This is a genomic window from Lentimicrobiaceae bacterium (assembly GCA_020636745.1).
GTDB lineage: Bacteria > Bacteroidota > Bacteroidia > Bacteroidales > Lentimicrobiaceae > Lentimicrobium.
The window spans coordinates 629,624-649,138 of sequence record JACJXH010000002.1 but is presented as its reverse complement, the minus strand read 5'-3'; the positions used below and the strand labels follow the sequence as shown (position 1 = coordinate 649,138).

Genomic DNA, 19,515 nt, shown 5'->3' with positions numbered 1-19,515 from the left:
CTGTTTATGTGATTCAATTACAACATTTAATCGTTGGGCCAAAAATCAGGTTTTATATTGATACCACCTAATGATAAGCAATTGACGCACTCTTCATTGAGCCACACCAAACGGTATCCGGTTTCATCGCCCATCAGGTATCCCGGGTAATCGCGTGGCGTAATCTCAACCAGTCCCTTTCTCATCACAGCCGGACTGCATCCGTTAAAAAAATCGAGAGGCAAACCGGGAACCTGTTGAATAAAAATTCTTTTCGTCCTGACTGAAGAAGCACTGAAAAAGCCCAGAACACTTTTGTCGGGGTGAGTCAGATTATGCAGATTGCCTTGAATGGCCAGGGGTTGTTTTTCATACAATCCACCTTGCTCAAAACCGTTAATCCGCAGCTGGTCCCAATAGATATAAGCCTCTTCACTTAAAGCGTATTGAGCAACCAGCAGACTATAACCATACATCAGCCTGGATGTACGATTTGTAACAAAATGCAATGGGAATCTTTTATATGCATTTACCACCAGTTTTTCAGTCGATAAGGTAAAAATGTTTGGTATTTGTAATGTTCTCCAGCAAACCATACGTGAGTAATCAGGCGGAGAAACATGGTGAACAGTACCATCATAATACCACTCGAGAGGATAATCGGCATGATATTCCCATGTTTCAAAGACTTCCCAGCGATAGTTACGACTGTTAGTAACGGTGCCTGCCAAATCAAGAAAAAACTGAATTCCCAGCGTATATTTTCCCGGAATGCTACCTTCAATTTGCTGAACTTCATAATAAACTGAATCAACCTGAGGGCAAGCCGATATTTGATCAAAATCAGAAACAATCTTATCTCCGTCGGGTGTAAAAATTTCAAGCATAAATTTCGAGCCAGCCCCAAGCAATGAAGGATCAATCCATGTGGTATAATCACCATTCCCCATTTCCGACAAAGAGAATTCATGACCTTTATCATCCTTAATTGTTACTGTACATCCCAACACCGGAATGTACCCAGGTGATTCAATGGGAGAAGACCAGGTAATGTTAATTTTCTGAAATCCGTCACCATCGGTAACCTGGCCATTCACTACCAGTTTCCTTTCGTCATTGCTTCTGATTTCAGGATCATAGGGCTTTATGCACGAGATCATCGTGGTTATCAGCATCAAAAGCATAAGTCCGAATCTATTCCGATGCATAATTTCCAAGTTTAAAAATCCATGTTGCTGTAAAAACGGGTACTCCAATCACAGCATAACGATAACTTTTAATGCGACCATGCTCAGTTTTAAAATAAACAGAATAAGGATTGTCGCGCCCGGTAGCATTATAAAGACTTAGAATAAGAGAGCTGTGCAACAGTTTGTTTTTCTTCAGGTTTCCCTCAATGGCAAGTGAAACATCGGTGCGAAAATAGTCGGGAATCCGATAAGCATTTCTGGCAGAGTAATCAAGCGTAGGCACGCCATCAACATAGTAAACAGAAACAGGGTAAGTGATGGGTTTCCCGGTTTGATAAGTAAGAATTGACGAAAAAGTGATTCTACGGGAGAGGTGGTAATTCAGCACAATATTGAGGGCATGAGGTATGTCGAAATTAGCCGGAAAAGATTTGCCGGAGTTTATCTGGTCCCAGGCATTTTCACCATCAATTTTTACAAAAGATCTGGAAAATGTATATGAAAACCAGCCTTCAAGTTTCCGGTTACTGCGTTTCAGGTAAAACTCAAGCCCCCATGCCCGCTGAGCTCCCTGTAAAACAGTTGTTTCAACAAGCGGGCTTTCAAGGAAGTCGGCCCCATCTTTGAATTCAGGCGCATTGAATGTCTTTTTGTAATATCCCTCAAGTGAAGCTTCAAGACCGCTTTGGACAAAAAGCCGGAAAATACCCAGTGAAAACTGCTGACTGCGCGATGGTTGCAGATGATAATCGGCAAGTTTCCATTGTGTATTTGGGGCAACAGTTATTGTATTGTTTAACATAAAAAGGTTCTGGTGCATTTGATTAAATGCAAGTTTAACAGAACCATCCATATCTGTTTCAATATTGATAGCAGCCCTGAAATCAGGTTCTGAATACCACCTGACAGGCTCATTTGCACCAAACTGCAGCGTATCATTTATATAACGAATATCGCGGGGCGCTCCGTCAGCATAGGTATAAACTGTTTTTTCACCCAAGGGATTAAACAGCGTATAACGGGCCCCTAATGTCAAATTCAGCCAAGGTTTGAAGTCATATGAATCTGAAAAATAAGCAGCACTTTCAATCCCTTGCTCCTTACCTAACTCAACCAGCGTTTTCAATGAATTGATTCCATATGGCTTTACATCCCCCCTGTTGAGTTTATATAAGATAAATCCGACACCATAATCCAAAGAATGAACATCACTCACCACCTGTTTAATATCTGCTCGTGCTTCATAGTGCTCCATTTTGTAGGCATGTTCGTAAGCTCTTGAAACTTCCTGGCGATATGTTGTCTCAAAATTATACCGGGAGCCAATCAGCGTAAGCTCACCTCTGAGTGAATTTGAATATACATGACTAAAGGTAAGCGCTCCTCCGTTATTTGAATAAGAATATTTGTTGATATCAGACAGTCTGAACCTATCATTACTATGATAAACAAACAGCGACATTTGTGTTTTGCGGAGGTCATAATTGATTGCTCCTGAAAAATCGTAAAAATTGGCTGAGCTGGATCTGATATCCGGGTCTTCAATTTGTTTCAGTATCCAGTCCGAATAACTGGTTCTGGCGCTTAACAAAATAGAGCATGTATCTTTTTTCAAAGGGCCTTCAACAACCAGATTACCGGTTATAGGGCTCAAACCACCATGAACTGTGAACCTTTTGCGATTTCCCTGCCGGGTGAGTATGTTGAAAACAGAGGATAGCCGGCCGCCATACTGAGCAGGAATATGCCCCTTGTAAATAGCAAAGTCTTTGATAATGTCAGAATTAAATGCCGGGAAAAACCCAAACATATGTGCTGTATTATACACAGGAATTTTATTGATATAAAAAGCATTCTGGTCAGAGCTCCCTCCGCGTACGTTCAACCCCGAGGCTCCTTCTCCAGTGCTTACAATGCCGGGAAGCATGCCTGAAACCTTTAATATATCGCGTTCACCCATCATCATGGGCAGCTCCTTGATGGTTTTCATTGAAATCTTATCAAGTCCCGGATCTTTAATTTTCATGTTCATTTGCCGGTCGCCGTATACGACAAATTCCTTCATTGTAATAACAGCTCTTTTCATTTGAATTACAAAACTTCCGTCGGAAATTACATCAAGCAGGTATTTCTTTTTCTCATAACCCAGAAACTCAAACACCGCATTGTACTTCCCGGGTTTTAACATGATGGTTAGGAAGCCATTTACATCAGACACCTCTCCGGTTCTGAGTTCAGTAATATAAATGGTAGCACTGTAAATGGGCGCTCCGGTTTCTTCATCCAGTATCCGGCCCAGAACTTTTGCTTTTGTTCCACTCAGCAAAGCTCCGGTTTTACCAATCCTAACTGTTTGAATTACATCAGCCTTTCGCCCTGTCAGATAGCGCTCTTCCGAAACCGTAAGAGCCTCTCCTTCTGTTTGAACGGTATCGGTTTCTTTTGACTTTTGTTTAAATTCAGGCAAGTCAGTAAGCAGTTTTTCGCCCTTGAGCAAAATCAGGTGATGATTCCACCATGAAACTTCAAAACCTGAACCTTTGACCGCCATTTCGACAACTTTTTCTATTCCCAGACTATCGCATTTAACGCTAACAATCAAATTTGCAAACTCTTCTTTTGGATAATAGATTCTTACTCCGGTCTTTGCTGTAAGATCCCGGCTAAAGCTGTCAAAAGTAATTTGATGATAATTGCAGGAAATTATCAGGTTATTGTCTTGCCCGAATGCCTGACAATAAGCAATAAATAAAAAAATGACAATCATCCCTTTTTTCATTCGGCCAATAGTTTATTGCAGTAGTCAAGCACATGAATTACGACTTCTTCTGACGCTTTTTTCATGTTCACATTCTGTTGTCTGAGATATTTTCTCAACACGGATTGATATCCGGCCGGGAAGGCTTTAAAAAAGCTCTTATTGTTATTGTACTTTATGAGTTGGTTATCTAATAACAAGTATGCATACCGATTAGGTTCCGAAAACTCAAAATTAGTTGCACCCAGCTGTGTACTTAAATACAAGTTCTTATCCCAGTAAAAACAGGCCTTGACCTTGCCCCTTCCCAAGGTTTGAAATATTTTTTTTGCAGAATCCTTCGCTGCAACTATTTCAAAATGCTTATCAAATAAATCGAACGATTCAAGCCATGCATCTGACAATATAATCTGATTAACCCCGCCGTTATCGGCATAATACTGATAAACAAGCTGTTGATTATAAATATCGTACTTAAGTAAAACATCGTGGTATAAAATGCCCCGTAACTTTACCGAACCATTCACAAAATCAGGCCCGTTAAAAAATGGAGTTCCCCTTGTTCCGGGAGCAATAAAAAACCGGTAAACTTTCCCATTGTGCAAAAGTGGATCCAAACCAAAAGTCTTTTGCGCAAGTTCATCTCTTTCGATACTCTGCGAAAAACCCCGGAAAACAGTCAGCGAAAGCAATAAAACCAAACAAAAACGAAAATGAAATTTCATGCCTGAACAAATTTTAAAATCTCATTGCACATTCGTAAAACCGTAATTATCGGTTTAACCGGGTTAATTTCGAATTGATTAATACACAAACATAATGAAAATCAATCGTTTTAGATGGTGAAAAGATAAAAAACAATCAATATCCGGTCAAAATATTCAAATCGGCCCTGAAAATGGCCATAAACAACCATCCTTGAGTGCTATCTATCAGACTTATATTCTCTTGACCTTTATGACAACAAGGACAAAAGCGCCTGCCTGCACAAAATAAATTATCTTTGCGCCTCATTAAAAAATTGCGATGATTTCAGTTGACGGACTTACAGTAGAATTTGGAGGAACAACCCTTTTTAAAGATGTCTCATTTGCCATAAACGATAAAGACAGAATTGCGCTCATGGGCAAGAATGGCGCAGGAAAATCAACCTTACTCAAAATTATTGCCGGAGCAAAAACGGCAACCCGGGGAAAAGTTTCTGCACCTAAAGATGCGGTGATTGCATACTTACCTCAACATTTATTAACAGAGGACAATCGCACGGTTTTCGAAGAAGCCGCACAGGCATTTGCCCATATTTTTGAAATGGAACGCCAGATTGAAGATCTGAACAATCAGTTATCCGCCCGAACTGACTATGAATCAGCGGAGTATTATGAGATTATTGAGCAGGTTTCGGCGCTGAGCGAAAAATTTTACTCCATTGAAGAAATAAACTATGATGCAGAGGTAGAAAAGATATTGATGGGGCTGGGATTCGTTCGCGATGACTTTAACCGTCCGACAGGTGAATTCAGCGGGGGCTGGCGCATGCGCATTGAGCTGGCAAAAATTCTGCTTCGCAAACCCGACCTTATTTTGCTTGACGAGCCGACAAACCATATGGATATTGAATCAATTCAATGGTTTGAAGATTTTCTTATCAACAGTGCAAAAGCTGTCATCGTTATCTCTCACGACCGCGCCTTTGTCGACAATATTACAACGCGAACCATTGAAGTTACCATGGGGCGTATATATGATTACAAAGTCAATTACTCACAATATCTTCAGCTACGGGCCGAAAGACGCGAACAACAGCAGAAACAATACGATGAGCAGCAAAAGTTCATTGCCGATAACCAGGATTTTATCGAGCGCTTCCGCGGAACTTTTTCGAAGACAAATCAGGTGCAATCGCGGGTAAAAATGCTTGAAAAGCTTGAAATTATTGAAGTTGACGAAGAGGATAATTCATCACTTCGGTTAAAGTTTCCACCATCGCCCCGATCAGGCAGTTACCCGGTTATGGTTGAAGGCATGTCGAAAAGTTATGGCGACCACCTTGTTTTTGCTGATGCCAACATCACCATTACCCGGGGCGAAAGAGTTGCTTTTGTTGGCAAAAATGGCGAAGGCAAATCAACAATGGTGAAAAGCCTGATGAATGAAATTGACTTTGAAGGCAAGGTTCAGCTCGGGCATAATACCATGATTGGTTATTTTGCCCAAAACGAAGCCTCTTTGCTCGATGAGGAAGTTACCGTTTTTCAAACGATTGACGATGTGGCCAAAGGCGATATCAGAACAAAAATCAAAGATATTCTCGGCGCCTTTATGTTTGGCGGCGACAGCTGGACTAAAAAAGTTAAAGTGCTCTCAGGAGGAGAACGCACCCGCCTGGCAATGATTAAACTGTTACTCGAACCCGTAAACCTCCTTATTCTGGATGAACCTACCAACCATTTGGACATGAAAACCAAGGATATTCTGAAAAGCGCCTTGCAGGATTACGACGGCACACTCATACTTGTATCTCATGATCGCGATTTTCTTGATGGCCTGGTAAGTAAGGTTTTTGAGTTTGGAAACAAACAGGTAAAAGAACACCTGGGCGATATCAGCAGCTTTTTGGCCAAGAAAAAACTGGATAACATGCGTGAACTGGAAAGAACAACCGCTAAGCCAAAAAGCGCGTAAAACCTGGCTCTCCGAACTTATTTGTAATCAGTCAGCTTTGAACTCCCAAAGGTCACTGAACGTATAATGCCTCCGGTACAATAGCAAGACAATAATTACCCCGAAAACAAAAGTTGAGGTGGCTGTTTCAATAAAGTGACTAAGCCTGACGCTGGCCAAGGGCAATATCGGATTTTCCATAATATGCCCCAGGTTCTGAGGCACACTAAAAAAGCATCCGACCAGCAAGGCTGTCCACCAGATGTTTAATTTTGAGTTGCGGATAACTACCCAGGCACAAACTGTCCATATCATGGCTCTCAATATCTGAAAAGGGAAAAGTCCCGGATCGTTGCTTAATGTTTGAATAGTATGGGTCCAGAATGGTAAAATATCTCCCGGACTTCCATAAAAAGCGCGCAATTCAGGATTTTGCCAGGCAATATAATAGCCGGCCAGCCAATAAAGACACACATAAGAGATTGCAATTACACCAAGTTTCCATAACCACTGCCCGGCTGGCATAAATCTAATATCCCGTTCATTATCTGTATTTTGCCCCCTTGCCTTCCCCAAAATCCACACAGCCAAAGGAATATAAATAAAAGCGACCGGTAGTCCCATGATAAACAACCGGGCAAGCAATCCCGGGTTCACTGTAATATCTGATAAAAAGTACCAGGTTTCAATTTGCATGACAAATGTGACGGCTCCATAATAAGCTAAAGCAAGACTGAGCATTAATTTCAGGCCTTTCCACCGCGAACTTAAAATAAGTGCCATTATCATGCATGTATGGGCTACACCAACAATCAGCATCCCAGTGCCCATACCCACGAGTCCTGGTTCTGACATCGTTGGCGGCATGAGGGAAGCCACTGCCTGAGCGCCAAGAAAAAAGAAGACATAATATAAAATCAGCAGAACAATAAACCGCACAGCCCAATAAAGAAACTTTTTTCCTGTCATTTTTGCTTTTTTTAATAAATCGACTGAAGGTGGGCAAAATTAAACTTCAAGCCTTCATGCGAAAAATAAAACATGGTGAATATGCTTTTTCCACCGGTAAACAAGTAAAATAATGAGTTAAACGGGAATACACAAACCTCATGTACCAAATAACATGGTAAATTCATTTTCCAGAATAACCCGTCGGAATCGCAAAAAACTATTATCTTTACCGATTCTAAATTAAAATAGCAATAATTATCATGTCCTACACTAACGATCAGATTATAAATGCATTGCGCACAGTAAATGATCCTGACCTCCACCGCGATTTGGTAAGCTTAAACATGATTGAAGATGTTAAAGTTGAAGGCAATAAGGTATCATTCAAAGTAGTACTTACAACTCCGGCCTGTCCGTTAAAAGACAAAATAAAGCAGGATTGTATCAAAGCAATTCAGCAGTTGGTTGACCCCATGGCTGAAATTGCCATAGAAATGACATCCAAAGTTACCACCTTAAGAAGTGAAAAACGCCCATTACTTGAAGGGGTTAAGAACATTATTGCGGTAGCATCAGGCAAAGGAGGCGTTGGAAAATCTACTGTTGCTGCAAATCTGGCCATTGCACTCAGCCGCACCGGTGCAAAAGTTGGCCTGATTGATGCTGACATTTATGGCCCCTCTGTTCCACTGATGTTTAATGAGGTAAATACCAAACCCGGAGGTGTCGAAAAAAATGGAAAAACATTGGTTGCTCCGGTTGAAAAATACGGCATCAAACTCCTTTCCATCGGCTTTTTTGTTGATCCGGACAAAGCACTGGTATGGCGCGGCCCAATGGCCAGCAACGCCCTCACACAGCTCTTTAGTGAGGCCGATTGGGGCGAACTCGACTATATGGTGATTGATATGCCTCCCGGAACCGGTGATATACACCTCACTCTCGTTCAGCAATTGCCTGTTACCGGGGTTTGTATTGTTACCACACCTCAGGAAGTTGCACTGGCTGATGCCCGTAAAGCTATTGGGATGTTTACACAGGACAATATCAAGGTTCCGATTCTGGGGCTTATTGAAAACATGGCCTGGTTTACACCAGCTGAGCTTCCTGAAAATAAATATTACATTTTTGGTAAAGACGGAGGTAAAAAACTGGCCGAAGCAAACAATCTACCTCTGCTTGGTCAGATCCCGATTGTTCAGGGTATTTGCGAATCGGGCGATAAAGGCAGCCCCATTGCCCTGGATTCCAGTTCTCCGGTTTCAGTAGCTTTTAAACTACTGGCAGAAAATACCGCTCAGCAAATTGCTATCCGCAATGCTACTATTGAAGCCACAAAGATTGTAGAAATTACAAAATAGATTCCAGGCCATAAACTCAAAAACAATTTACCATGTCAAATCACGAAGAATTAACCGTTAAGGTCAAAAACATTATTGAACAAATAAGGCCTTACCTTCAGGCCGACGGTGGCGACATCAGCTTTGTTGAACTCACTGAAGACAAAGTGGTGAATGTCGAATTACAAGGTTCATGCGGCTCTTGCCCGTTCAGCAGAATGACTCTCAAAAACGGGGTGGAAGAAGCTGTAAAAAAAGCCTTACCTGAAATCAAATCTGTAGAAGCTCTTAATCTTTTCTAAGATATCAAACCAGTAGATGCTTTTCAAAGCCTGCTTTGCTCAAAGCAGGCTTTTTTTTACCTGTGGGAATGGAAGTCAAATGAAAACCTGAAAATTGGTTTCCCCATAATTATCCCTTTTTACTTCTTATCTCTGTCGTCCAACCTCCGACTGATGAACTGACTCTACCCATTTCTCCACCAAACCGGCTTCAGACTATTAACTATAGACTTCTGATTCTTACTTTACTTTTTATCTCATAACTCCCAACCTCCGAATACCGCATCTGTCAACCCCTGTCCTCCAACGTACAACCAATGTACAAAAGCGAACAGATATAATCAATCTCTTTACAGGTATCTCTTTGATGTAATGGTTTTTATAATTACTGGCATTTGATTTGAGAACAGCATTGCATCTGTTAAAACCGAATCAATGCTTTCGAACTATCTACGCATCGTTTTCAGGGATTTACGAAGAAACCCCGGATTTTATTTTATCAACATCTCTGGCCTGGCGATTGGATTGGCAGCCTGCCTGATGATAAGCAGTTATGTCAGATTTCACAGGAGTTTCGACAAACAGCCAGAAGCATATGCTGACACCTACAGGGTGCAATATTCACGTTGGAGCGAAAACGAAGACCGGGTTGAATTTGCAAGTGCTTCTCCTACAATTGGGCCGGCCATTAAAACTAATTTTCCAGAAGTACAGGCTTTTGCCAGAGCGTACAAAACTGAAGGCATTTTTTTTAAGGATGAGCACTATTTTGAGGAGCAAAAAGTATTCAGAGCTGAGTCGGGTATTTTCAATCTGCTGGGAATTAAAGTTATCAGGGGGCAAGCGGCCCATTGCCTCGACGAGCCCACATCTGTGGCCATTTCCGAATCAACTGCAAAAAAATACTTTGGCACCAACGACCCTTTAGGAAAAACGCTCAGCTACAACAAACAGCAAAACCTGAAAGTAACAGCTGTTTTCAAAGATCTCCCCCCCAACATGCATATGAAAGCAGACATTTTTGTTGCTTTGGCAGCCTGGATGCAGCGCGACCCTGAATTGTTTTCAAACGGCTGGTTTAACAGCGGATTTTACACCTATGTCAAGTTAGCCCCCGGAACCGACCCAGAGAAAATCAACCGGGGAATTGAAGCATTTATTGAACGTGAACTGGGCAGCGATTTGGCCAAATACAAGATGGGAATGTCATTCAGGCTTCAGCCATTGCGCGACATTCACCTTACATCACATTATATGCATGAACTTGAAGCCAATGGCGACAAAAGCGCTGTCAATCTTCTGGGAATTGTAGGATGGTTTATTCTGGTGATTGCATGGGTCAATTTTTTTAACCTTTCCACCATAGCTTCACTTCGCAAACAACGCGAAATGGCTATCAGAAAAGTTAACGGAGCAAGCAGGTTCCAATTGCTTTTTCAATTATTGATTTGGTCAGCATTTATCAATCTGGCTGCCGTTATCATTGCCGTAGGCATTTTCGAAATAATTTACCCGTCATTCAGTCAGCTTACCGGACTCCCGCCTTCTTCTCAGGTAATTCATTCATACTGGTTCTATTTAACCATAGCACTTGCATTTTTAGCCGGAACATTTTCAGCAGGTATTTATTCAGTTTCAGGTATTTATTCGGCCAAGGTGATTCAATTGCTTAAAGCCGGGCAAGCCAGGCAAAAGAGTGGCCGGTTTATGAAAAAAGGGCTGCTTACCTTACAATTTGCCATTGGAATTGCAATCATTGCAGCAACCATGGGAGTCTACCTTCAGTTCAGATATATCACCAAACAGGACACAGGCTTTTGTCTTGACAATATACTGGTAGTGAAAGCGCCTGTTGTAGGAGATTCAACTCTTTTAAACAGATTTAAAAGTTTTACCGATGAAATCAATGCCTTAAGCGGAACACACGGTTGTGCCTTTTCATCTGTTGTTCCCGGGCAGGCTAATATGTTCAACAGGGGAGGAATTTACAGGGTAGGACAAAGTGAAAATGATGCTAAGAATTATCGGATTACTGAAACCGGACAAGCTTTCTTTGACACTTATAAAATCAGGTTCATTGCCGGAGAAGGCTTTACAGGGAATGCAGCCATTGACCGTCAGCGGGTGGTTATCAATGCCAACGCAGCAGCCAATCTGGGGTACGCCAAACCTCAGGACGCGGTCGGAAAAAAAATTATGATGGAACAAAAACCCTGGATGATCTCAGGAGTCGTTATCGATTTTCTTCAACGCTCGCCCAAAGAATCTATTGAACCGCAAATTTTCAGATATCCTCAAAGGTTTCAGGGAAAATTCTCCATAAACACAGGGAAATCAGACACCAAACAAATGATAAAAGTTATTGAGAATATCTACAGCAAAATTTTTCCAAATAACCCATTCAATGCTTCATTTCTCAAAGACTACTACTATTTACAGTTTGAACAGGAAAAAAGATACACTTTGGTATTTACGGTTTTTTCAACGCTGGTGGTTTTCATCACCATTCTTGGACTGATAGGACTTTCGGCATATACCGCTGAGCAACGCAAGAAAGAAATAGGAATTCGCAAAGTGCTGGGCGCTTCCGACAATTGGTTGTTCTGGCTGCTCTTTAAAGATTATATTTTACTTTGGGTTCTTGCATCAGCAATAGCACTGCCTGTTTTTTACATCAAATTTGATGAATGGCTTGCCGGATTTGCCACGCAACTACCTATACCGTGGTGGATATATTTCACACCGGCAATCATGGTTCTGATTATTTCCTTCATTACTGTATGGATTCAGTCGCGCCGAATCATTGCATTAAATCCGGTTGAAAACCTTAAATATGAGTAATCAGGCAAAAAAACACCTGCAGCTGCAATTACAGGCAACATCAATTGTGGCATCAACTGAGGTACTTTCCAACTATTGGCATTCGGCGGCCCATTCCAAAAGCTTTGGGCGAAATGCGAAGGATGGGCGGTGTCTGATAGCGTTTCCATTCATTCATATTGATCATGCGAAGCACCCGGCTTACCAGATTTTTTTCAAATCCCATGGCTTCCAGTTCGCGAGGGCCTTTGCGTTTTTCAATATACTGATACAATAAACGATCAAGCAACTCATATTCAGGCAGGGAGTCACTGTCTTTTTGATCAGGCCTTAATTCTGCTGAAGGAGGCTTGCTGATTGAACTTTCCGGAATGATTTCCTTGTCTCTGTTGATGTATCGGGCCAGCCTGTAAACATCTGTCTTATAAACATCCCCCAAAACAGAAAGTCCGCCGCACATATCGCCATAAAGCGTACCGTAGCCCACCGCTGCCTCGCTCTTATTACTGGTATTCAACAGAATATAACCGAATTTATTTGACATGGCCATGAGTAAAACGGCCCTGGTTCGTGCTTGTAGATTTTCTTCAGCAAGACTAAAAGGCAATCCGGCAAAGAATGGCTGAAGACTGTTTTGAAATGCCTTATAAGCTTCTTCAATAGATATCAGATCTGCCGGGCATCCTAGGTTCAACGCAAGTTGCCGGGCATCCTGAATGGAATGATCGGAAGAAAATTCAGAAGGCAGCAAAATTCCCCTTACCTGGGCGGCACCAAGAGCCTCAGCAGCCAAAGCCATTGTTACAGCTGAATCAATACCACCTGATAACCCAAGAATCGCTTTTGTAAATCCCATTTTGCCAAAGTAATCACGAATACCTGTTACCAGGGCATCGTGCACCAGCCCAATATCTGAAATTGTCTCAGGAATCACTGCCTGAGGTGCAGGTTGCGTATTGTAAAAGGTTTCGTTCAACTCCACCAGCGCAATAGCTTCACTGAAAAGTGGCAACGATGTGCGGATATTTCCACCAGCATCACATACCACAGAGCCTCCATCAAAAATCAGTTCAGTTTGTGCACCTACATGATTTACATAAACAATGGGCAATTTGTATTTTGCAGCATTTTCGCGAAGCACTTCGCCGCGCATCAGCGCCTGATGGTAATGAAAAGGCGATGCGGCAATATTGATAATAAAATCAGGACACTGCACAGCCAGCTGATCAAGTGGAAATTGCCTGTACAACGGAATATCACCCACATTCCAGATATCCTCACAAATGGTAATTGCCAGTTTTTTCCCGTTTAAATGAATAACCTCATATTCATTGCCTGACTCAAAATACCTGTATTCATCAAAAACATCATAATTGGGCAAAAGACTTTTGTGAACCATATGCTTTACTTCGCCATCATAAAGAATCCACGCTGAATTGAACAACGGCTTGCCTCTGCCGGTTAAATTGCGCGACGGAGCACCAACGATAGCGGCAATTCCAACGCATTCAGCCGCAATTTCCTTCATAAATAATTCCGACTGCTGAATAAAGTCATCAAATTCAAGAAAATCGCGCGGAGGGTAACCAGTCAGGGCCAATTCGGCAAAAACGACAAGTTCAGCACCATCATCCTTTGCTTTTTTGATTGAATCTGCAATTTTAGAAGCATTGCCTTTAAAATCGCCAATAAGGTAATTAAGCTGTGCGAGGGCTATTTTCATGTGGGATGAATAATTTCAAAAAAAGTAATTTAGATTCACGAATTAGAACATAACAGCCAAACTGATTTCGACAAAATTGGGCACTCCATGATGTTCGCGTTCAGGGAAAACGGCATTTTTTCCTTTGAGTACATCACTAAAACCATTGTTGAAATTAATTCCGGCCACGATGGCTGAACTGTTGTCAAACGGATACTCAACACCGGCACCAACAATCATAGAAGCTTTAAAAAGGTTGGTTTGCGAATCAATCAATCTGAAATCAACCGTTTGATCAGGGCTGCCATTCACTTCAAATACATCTTTAGCCTTTGAATTAAGCCGCACCCCAAAGCCCATACCAACCTGCCCGAAAAACCGGAATCCTTTTATCTCGTTGGTGCGCATTTTAATAACAGCCGGTATCTCAAGGTATTTAAACCGGTACTTTCGTGATAAAACCCCGGCACCTGACAAACCTTGTTCATCAGGATAACTAAGTTTTCCATTTTGAAAATTAAAATTAAAGCCTGTTCCAAAGGCATAGTTTTCGGCAAAGTAAAATTCTGCCACCAAACCCCATGCAATACCCGGAACTACTCCGTCAGAACGGTAACCATCCTGATCGGTTTTCAGCCAGCCCAGCGACGGCGCCACCTTAATCCCTAACGAAACACTTTTATATTGTGCAGCAGATTGCAGAGAAAATAGCATCAGTACTACAATAAATACTACACTCAATGAGTTTATATGCTTCATTTTATTTGAATTTGTAAAATCAATAATTAACAGACAGAGGCTTTCAAGGAATTTAAAAATATTCACATCTGAAGCACTATCATCAGTTATGATTTTCGTTGAAAAGCCAATCTAAACCAGTAAGTTAATGCAGATGACAGCGCCAACCGGAAACCCTGAATTCAATGCGAAATTACAAAAAACATGAACCCATTCAGTTGCCATCTGATGAATGTAAAAAAGAATACAATTCTTTACTATATTTGCTTACACAAAACAGAAACCTTATGAAAAAACTCATTTTAATCACTGCTGCCTTAATCATCAGCAGTGTAGCTTTTTCACAAATCCCCGGATTCTCAGTAGGTCCTAAAATCGGCGCTTCTTTTTCGAAATTCACAACAGATAAAGAGCAGATAAATGAAGAAATGAAAAGCACTTTTCATTTTGGTGTATTTGCCCGACTTGGTAAAAAAGTATACCTGCAGCCTGAATTAAACATTATGAGCAGAAAAGGGATGCTGACTTATGATGAAAATTCGGCAAGTACAAATTCCATTAAAATTAACACCATTGATATCCCTCTGTTGCTGGGAGCTAAGGTTATTGACCTGAAAGCAGCCAATGTAAGGGTGATGGCCGGGCCTGTTGCATCTATGGTAATCAATAAAACCATTACTGCCAATAACTGGGAAAATACGCTTACCAGCGATGATATCCGAAATGCCAATTTCGGACTTCAGTTTGGCGCAGGTGCAGATTTGCTCTTTCTCACGCTTGATGTAAGGTATGAAATAGGGCTGAATGATTTCTCAAAACTTGACGGATTCGACCTGAAAAACAATATGTTTACAGTTAGTCTGGGCTGGAAAATACTTTAGACTGCCATTTTACGTTATTCACCCCTGGCCAGTAATTGTCGGGGGTTTTTTGTTTTTTTGCAAAAGATTTGGAGGAATATTCCAAACTCCCATGTCAATAAACTTCAAAACATTGCCGGATAATTACGCTGTAACATCAGGTCACCTTAAACAACCAACTATCTGATTAAAATAAAAACCAAGCCTTTTACCACTATGCAAAAACTCCGTCTGCTGTTTGTATTTTCTCTTCTAATATTGGCCTCTTGCCGGCAAACAGGGAATAAAAAGCCCGGCAGTTCAATTGATACAGCTTCACCATCAGAGCTTACGGCGCCATCTATTCATCGTTATGAAGTTGCTTTATTTTCGTTAGATCAAAAAAACTTTGCAGCAGATCTGAATAAAATAGCTCCTGAATTTCGGGTCTTCCTTGGCAATAATTACCAATCGCCTGAAGCCATTGAGCAGTTGAGGGCTTTTGTAAACGATCCGCAAAACAGCCGTACCTATCAGGATTGCATGAAACAATACCCTGACCTGGACTGGCTGAGTGAAGGATTATCCAAAGCTTTTAAAATTTACAGCAAGGAAATTCCCAATGCAGTTATACCAAAAGTTTATACATACGTGAGTGGGTTCGACTTTCAATATCCAATCAAATATGCCGACTCAGCAATGATAATATCTTTGGATATTTACCTGGGCAGTGGCTATAAAGATTACCAAACGATGGGCATTCCTGTGTATGTTTCGCAACGACTGACCCGCGATCACATTTTACCCGATTGCGTAAAAGAGCTTTGTTATCCATTAATGGAGAAATCAAAAAGCCAGACATTGCTCGACGCGATGATTGAAGAAGGCAAAATACTGTATTTCTGTGATGTACTTTTGCCCGAAGAGGCCAAAGAATTTAAAATCGGATTTACACCCGCTCAGTTAAAATGGTGCGAAGAAAACGAAAGTAACTTATGGAGCTTTTTAATTGAAAATGAGTTGCTTTACTCAACCAATGCGGAATCAATGAGTATGTTTATGACCGACGGGCCATTTACCTCAGCTTTCTCTCAAGAATCGCCGGCTCGCACAGGAACATGGCTGGGCTGGCAGATAGTAAGCCGGTATGCCGATAAAACCGGCACCTCGCTTACCACTTTGCTAAAAAACACAAATTCACAGGAAATATTAGCCAAATCGGGATATAAACCACGCAGAAAATAATCAGAGTTTCATGCCTCTGAGTTGCATTCTCAGGTGCGATTTACGTATCACATCCATGCGTTCCTGACTTGACATGATTGACCAGTTGGCAATTTCGTCCAACATTCGGTAACAGCCAACACACATGCCATCTTCATCAAGGCGGCATACTTTTTTACAGGGTGATTTGTCTTCGGGGTTGGGTTTATCGTTCTCCACAATTATCTTCGTTAGTTTCAGTAAAAACCTGTAGCAGATGAAAATGTTCAACACAATTTGCTTATTCTGTGTTCAGGCACCAAAAGTATTTACTTTGCAGAGAATAATAGAATAAAACAAGCCGTTACTTACCCTCTGTTTATAACTTTCGCAGCCGGTTATTGAATATGAATGCACAGATGTTAAAAAACAAAGTCATTAAGTCCTTGCATCCCGTTTGTTCTGCCAACGTTTAAAATCCTTTATAAATATGGCCTTCCAGGAAAATCCATTAAAATCAGACAAAAAACACCTAATAAAACACTATGATCGGACCCGGCAAATGACCAGCCAATACAACATCAAACAGAAATTCACATAAATGCATATCAAAAAAAACCGGTAAAACAGGCCGGTTAGTTTGCCCGATTAAAAAGAAAATAGAGTAAATTAGCTGCATATATATCACACTATGCTAGTAAAGACATACGGTAGCGCCATCATGGGCATTAATGCTATAACGATAACTGTAGAAGTAAATATGGAAAATGGCATTCAATTTTTTATGGTTGGATTGCCCGACAGTGCCGTTAAAGAAAGTCATCAGCGGATAGAAGCTGCGCTAAGAAATATCGGATACCGGATTCCCGGAAAAAAAATTGTCATCAATATGGCTCCCGCTGATATCCGCAAAGAAGGATCATCCTATGATCTTACAATCGCCCTGGGCATTCTTGCTGCTTCAGAGCAAATTCCTGCTGATTGCATAGGCGATTACATCATTATGGGTGAGCTTTCGCTTGATGGCGGATTGCAACCTATTAAAGGGGCATTACCCATTGCCATTGAAGCACGCAAACAGGGGTTCAAGGGGTTTATTTTGCCCAAACAAAACGCCCGCGAGGCAGCCATAGTTAACGATCTTGAAGTTTATGGCGTTGAAAACATCATTGATGTTATTCACTTTTTCAAAGGCGAATCAGAGCTGGACAGGGAGATTGTAAATACGCGCGAAGAGTTTTATGCACAGCTGAATGAATATGAGTTTGATTTTTCAGATGTGAAAGGCCAGGAAAATATCAAGCGCGCCCTTGAAATTGCAGCAGCCGGCGGACATAATGCCATTCTGATTGGCCCTCCGGGTTCTGGAAAAACTATGCTCGCCAAGCGATTGCCATCTATTTTACCGCCACTTAACCTTCACGAAGCCCTTGAAACCACCAAAATTCACTCGGTAGCCGGTAAAATGAATCGCCACACCTCGCTAATTTCAGTCAGGCCCTTCAGAAGTCCCCACCATACCATTTCCGATGTCGCATTGGTAGGAGGAGGCTCAAACCCTCAGCCGGGCGAAATCTCGCTTGCACACAATGGCGTTTTGTTCCTCGACGAGTTACCCGAATTTAAACGCACCGTGCTGGAAGTGTTGCGCCAACCACTTGAAGATCGCCTGATTACAGTTTCGCGTGCCAGATTAACAGTTGAGTACCCGGCCAGTTTTATGCTGGTGGCAGCCATGAACCCATGTCCCTGCGGGTTCTACAATCATCCCGACAAACAATGTGTTTGTGCTCCGGGGGTAGTTCAAAAATACCTCAACAAAATATCAGGTCCACTGCTCGATCGTATTGATATTCATGTTGAAGTAGTACCTGTACCCTTTCGCGAACTTGCCGATGTTAGAATTTCGGAAAAAAGCGCTCCCATCAGGGAACGGGTTGTAAAAGCCCGACTTATTCAGGAAGAACGTTATAAAAACAATAAAGGCATACATTCCAATGCCCAGATTACCAGCAAAATGCTTCAATCCATCTGCAAAATAGATGAAGCAGGACACACACTGCTGAAAAATGCAATGGAAAAGCTCAATCTTTCAGCACGGGCCTACGACCGCATTCTAAAAGTGGCAAGAACCATTGCTGATCTCGATTCAAGTCAAGAAATCAGACCGGACCATCTGGCTGAAGCCATCCATTATCGCAGCCTCGACCGCGAAACCTGGGGTGGATAACCTTATTCAAATACTGTGAAAACAATTTCCAAAAGCCTCCGCATTGTCTTTAAATACCTGGTGTATCTCATTCATGCCAAAAACAGGCATGGCATACACTCTCCCTTTGTTTATGATTTCAATTGTAATGTATTGAATGATAGAACCTATTATCCTGAATACAAGAATATTGAAAAACAGCGCGATCTTCTTCTCAGAAACCCCAATCTGATCGAAACCATTGACTTTGGTGCGGGTAAGAATAAATCGGGCTATTCGACACACCTTAAAACAGTTAAAAATATAGCCAAACGTGCTGGAATTCCAGTCAAGTACGGACGCCTGCTTCACCGCATAGTACAATATTACAAACCATCGGTGATGCTTGAAATGGGCTCATCACTTGGTATCAGCACAATGTATCAAGCCAGTGCAGCTCCCGACAGCCTGTTTTTGGTGATGGAGGGATGTGCCTCCACTGCCGAATTTGCCATAAATAATCTCAACCATATTGGAATAAACAACAGCCGGTTTACTATTGGTAATTTCGATAATGTATTGCCGGGCCTTTTATCACAAACAAGCACTATTGACTATGCTTTTATTGACGGGAATCATACCAGAGAAGCAACTTTAAATTATTTCAGTCAATTATTGCAACATGCAGGTAATCATTCTGTTTATATTTTTCACGACATCCACTGGTCGTCAGAAATGGAACAGGCCTGGAATGAAATCAAAAACCACGAAAAAGTAGTTGTCACCATTGACCTGTTTTTTATGGGGCTTGTCTTTTTCAGAAAGGAATTAAGCCGCCAGCATTTTATCCTGCGGTTCTGACAAT

15 protein-coding genes are annotated in these 19,515 nt (G+C 41.6%); 8 read left to right on the top strand and 7 right to left on the bottom strand.

Features of this window, described 5'->3' with window-relative positions; translation table 11 throughout:
* Nucleotides 1-26: 26 nt before the first annotated feature.
* Genes H6541_05260 through H6541_05250 form a run of 3 tightly spaced genes read right to left on the bottom strand, consistent with a single transcriptional unit; the run spans nucleotide 27 to nucleotide 4,652 of the window.
* Nucleotides 27-1,187, bottom strand: a complete 1,161-nt coding sequence (locus H6541_05260; protein MCB9015185.1) for a DUF4249 domain-containing protein — start codon at nucleotides 1,185-1,187, stop codon at nucleotides 27-29.
* Complete coding sequence (locus H6541_05255) at nucleotides 1,174-3,948, bottom strand: carboxypeptidase-like regulatory domain-containing protein (protein MCB9015184.1); 2,775 nt, start codon at nucleotides 3,946-3,948, stop codon at nucleotides 1,174-1,176. The genes H6541_05260 and H6541_05255 overlap by 14 nt, the downstream gene beginning before the upstream one ends.
* Nucleotides 3,945-4,652, bottom strand: coding sequence for a hypothetical protein (locus H6541_05250; protein ID MCB9015183.1), 708 nt, complete (start codon nucleotides 4,650-4,652; stop codon nucleotides 3,945-3,947). Before H6541_05250 ends, H6541_05255 begins: the two co-directional genes overlap by 4 nt.
* A gap of 301 nt (nucleotides 4,653-4,953) precedes the next feature.
* On the opposite strand from H6541_05250, the gene H6541_05245 reads away from it, so the two are divergent.
* Nucleotides 4,954-6,609, top strand: a complete 1,656-nt coding sequence (locus H6541_05245) for an ABC-F family ATP-binding cassette domain-containing protein (GenBank protein ID MCB9015182.1) — start codon at nucleotides 4,954-4,956, stop codon at nucleotides 6,607-6,609.
* A gap of 27 nt (nucleotides 6,610-6,636) precedes the next feature.
* Here the strand turns inward: H6541_05245 and H6541_05240 are convergent, their stop codons facing one another.
* The gene (locus H6541_05240) at nucleotides 6,637-7,557 is read right to left on the bottom strand and encodes a hypothetical protein (GenBank protein MCB9015181.1); all 921 of its coding nucleotides are present in this window, start codon (nucleotides 7,555-7,557) and stop codon (nucleotides 6,637-6,639) included.
* Nucleotides 7,558-7,799: 242 nt separating this feature from the next.
* Here H6541_05240 and H6541_05235 point away from each other — a divergent pair, with 242 nt between their 5' ends.
* The 3 genes from H6541_05235 (at nucleotide 7,800) to H6541_05225 (ending at nucleotide 12,001) form a co-directional block, all read left to right on the top strand.
* Nucleotides 7,800-8,900, top strand: coding sequence for an Mrp/NBP35 family ATP-binding protein (locus tag H6541_05235; GenBank protein ID MCB9015180.1), 1,101 nt, complete (start codon nucleotides 7,800-7,802; stop codon nucleotides 8,898-8,900).
* A gap of 32 nt (nucleotides 8,901-8,932) precedes the next feature.
* On the top strand, nucleotides 8,933-9,181 hold the full coding sequence (locus H6541_05230; protein MCB9015179.1) for a NifU family protein: 249 nt from the start codon (nucleotides 8,933-8,935) through the stop codon (nucleotides 9,179-9,181).
* Between the two features lie 414 nt (nucleotides 9,182-9,595).
* On the top strand, nucleotides 9,596-12,001 hold the full coding sequence (locus H6541_05225; protein MCB9015178.1) for an ABC transporter permease: 2,406 nt from the start codon (nucleotides 9,596-9,598) through the stop codon (nucleotides 11,999-12,001).
* A gap of 52 nt (nucleotides 12,002-12,053) precedes the next feature.
* Here H6541_05225 and H6541_05220 read toward each other — a convergent pair whose 3' ends face one another.
* Both H6541_05220 and H6541_05215 read right to left on the bottom strand, forming a co-directional pair.
* On the bottom strand, nucleotides 12,054-13,703 hold the full coding sequence (locus tag H6541_05220; protein MCB9015177.1) for an NAD+ synthase: 1,650 nt from the start codon (nucleotides 13,701-13,703) through the stop codon (nucleotides 12,054-12,056).
* 42 nt (nucleotides 13,704-13,745) lie between these two features.
* Nucleotides 13,746-14,441, bottom strand: a complete 696-nt coding sequence (locus tag H6541_05215) for a PorT family protein (GenBank protein MCB9015176.1) — start codon at nucleotides 14,439-14,441, stop codon at nucleotides 13,746-13,748.
* 266 nt (nucleotides 14,442-14,707) lie between these two features.
* Between H6541_05215 and H6541_05210 the strand changes: the two genes are divergently transcribed.
* Both H6541_05210 and H6541_05205 read left to right on the top strand, forming a co-directional pair.
* Entirely contained in the window at nucleotides 14,708-15,301 is a 594-nt protein-coding gene (locus H6541_05210; GenBank protein ID MCB9015175.1) for a PorT family protein, read from the top strand.
* 195 nt (nucleotides 15,302-15,496) lie between these two features.
* Nucleotides 15,497-16,504, top strand: coding sequence for a hypothetical protein (locus H6541_05205; protein MCB9015174.1), 1,008 nt, complete (start codon nucleotides 15,497-15,499; stop codon nucleotides 16,502-16,504).
* Here H6541_05205 and H6541_05200 read toward each other — a convergent pair whose 3' ends face one another.
* A complete protein-coding gene (locus tag H6541_05200; protein ID MCB9015173.1) occupies nucleotides 16,505-16,702 on the bottom strand; it encodes a DUF1289 domain-containing protein in 198 nt (65 codons plus the stop codon). It abuts the gene before it with no gap.
* A 451-nt stretch (nucleotides 16,703-17,153) separates the two neighbouring features.
* On the opposite strand from H6541_05200, the gene H6541_05195 reads away from it, so the two are divergent.
* Both H6541_05195 and H6541_05190 read left to right on the top strand, forming a co-directional pair.
* Complete coding sequence (locus H6541_05195) at nucleotides 17,154-18,692, top strand: YifB family Mg chelatase-like AAA ATPase (GenBank protein MCB9015172.1); 1,539 nt, start codon at nucleotides 17,154-17,156, stop codon at nucleotides 18,690-18,692.
* 15 nt (nucleotides 18,693-18,707) lie between these two features.
* Nucleotides 18,708-19,511, top strand: coding sequence for a class I SAM-dependent methyltransferase (locus tag H6541_05190; protein ID MCB9015171.1), 804 nt, complete (start codon nucleotides 18,708-18,710; stop codon nucleotides 19,509-19,511).
* Nucleotides 19,512-19,515: the final 4 nt, after the last annotated feature.

What these genes read in the sequence shown, in the direction of transcription:
- H6541_05225 (MCB9015178.1), top strand. Translation starts at nt 9,596, where the DNA reads ATGCTTTCGAACTATCTACGCATCGTTTTCAGGGATTTACGAAGAAAC.
- H6541_05245 (MCB9015182.1), top strand. Translation starts at nt 4,954, where the DNA reads ATGATTTCAGTTGACGGACTTACAGTAGAATTTGGAGGAACAACCCTT.
- H6541_05250 (MCB9015183.1), bottom strand. Translation starts at nt 4,652, where the DNA reads ATGAAATTTCATTTTCGTTTTTGTTTGGTTTTATTGCTTTCGCTGACT.
- H6541_05195 (MCB9015172.1), top strand. Translation starts at nt 17,154, where the DNA reads ATGCTAGTAAAGACATACGGTAGCGCCATCATGGGCATTAATGCTATA.
- H6541_05235 (MCB9015180.1), top strand. Translation starts at nt 7,800, where the DNA reads ATGTCCTACACTAACGATCAGATTATAAATGCATTGCGCACAGTAAAT.
- H6541_05240 (MCB9015181.1), bottom strand. Translation starts at nt 7,557, where the DNA reads ATGACAGGAAAAAAGTTTCTTTATTGGGCTGTGCGGTTTATTGTTCTG.
- H6541_05220 (MCB9015177.1), bottom strand. Translation starts at nt 13,703, where the DNA reads ATGAAAATAGCCCTCGCACAGCTTAATTACCTTATTGGCGATTTTAAA.
- H6541_05210 (MCB9015175.1), top strand. Translation starts at nt 14,708, where the DNA reads ATGAAAAAACTCATTTTAATCACTGCTGCCTTAATCATCAGCAGTGTA.
- H6541_05205 (MCB9015174.1), top strand. Translation starts at nt 15,497, where the DNA reads ATGCAAAAACTCCGTCTGCTGTTTGTATTTTCTCTTCTAATATTGGCC.
- H6541_05230 (MCB9015179.1), top strand. Translation starts at nt 8,933, where the DNA reads ATGTCAAATCACGAAGAATTAACCGTTAAGGTCAAAAACATTATTGAA.
- H6541_05260 (MCB9015185.1), bottom strand. Translation starts at nt 1,187, where the DNA reads ATGCATCGGAATAGATTCGGACTTATGCTTTTGATGCTGATAACCACG.
- H6541_05215 (MCB9015176.1), bottom strand. Translation starts at nt 14,441, where the DNA reads ATGAAGCATATAAACTCATTGAGTGTAGTATTTATTGTAGTACTGATG.
- H6541_05255 (MCB9015184.1), bottom strand. Translation starts at nt 3,948, where the DNA reads ATGAAAAAAGGGATGATTGTCATTTTTTTATTTATTGCTTATTGTCAG.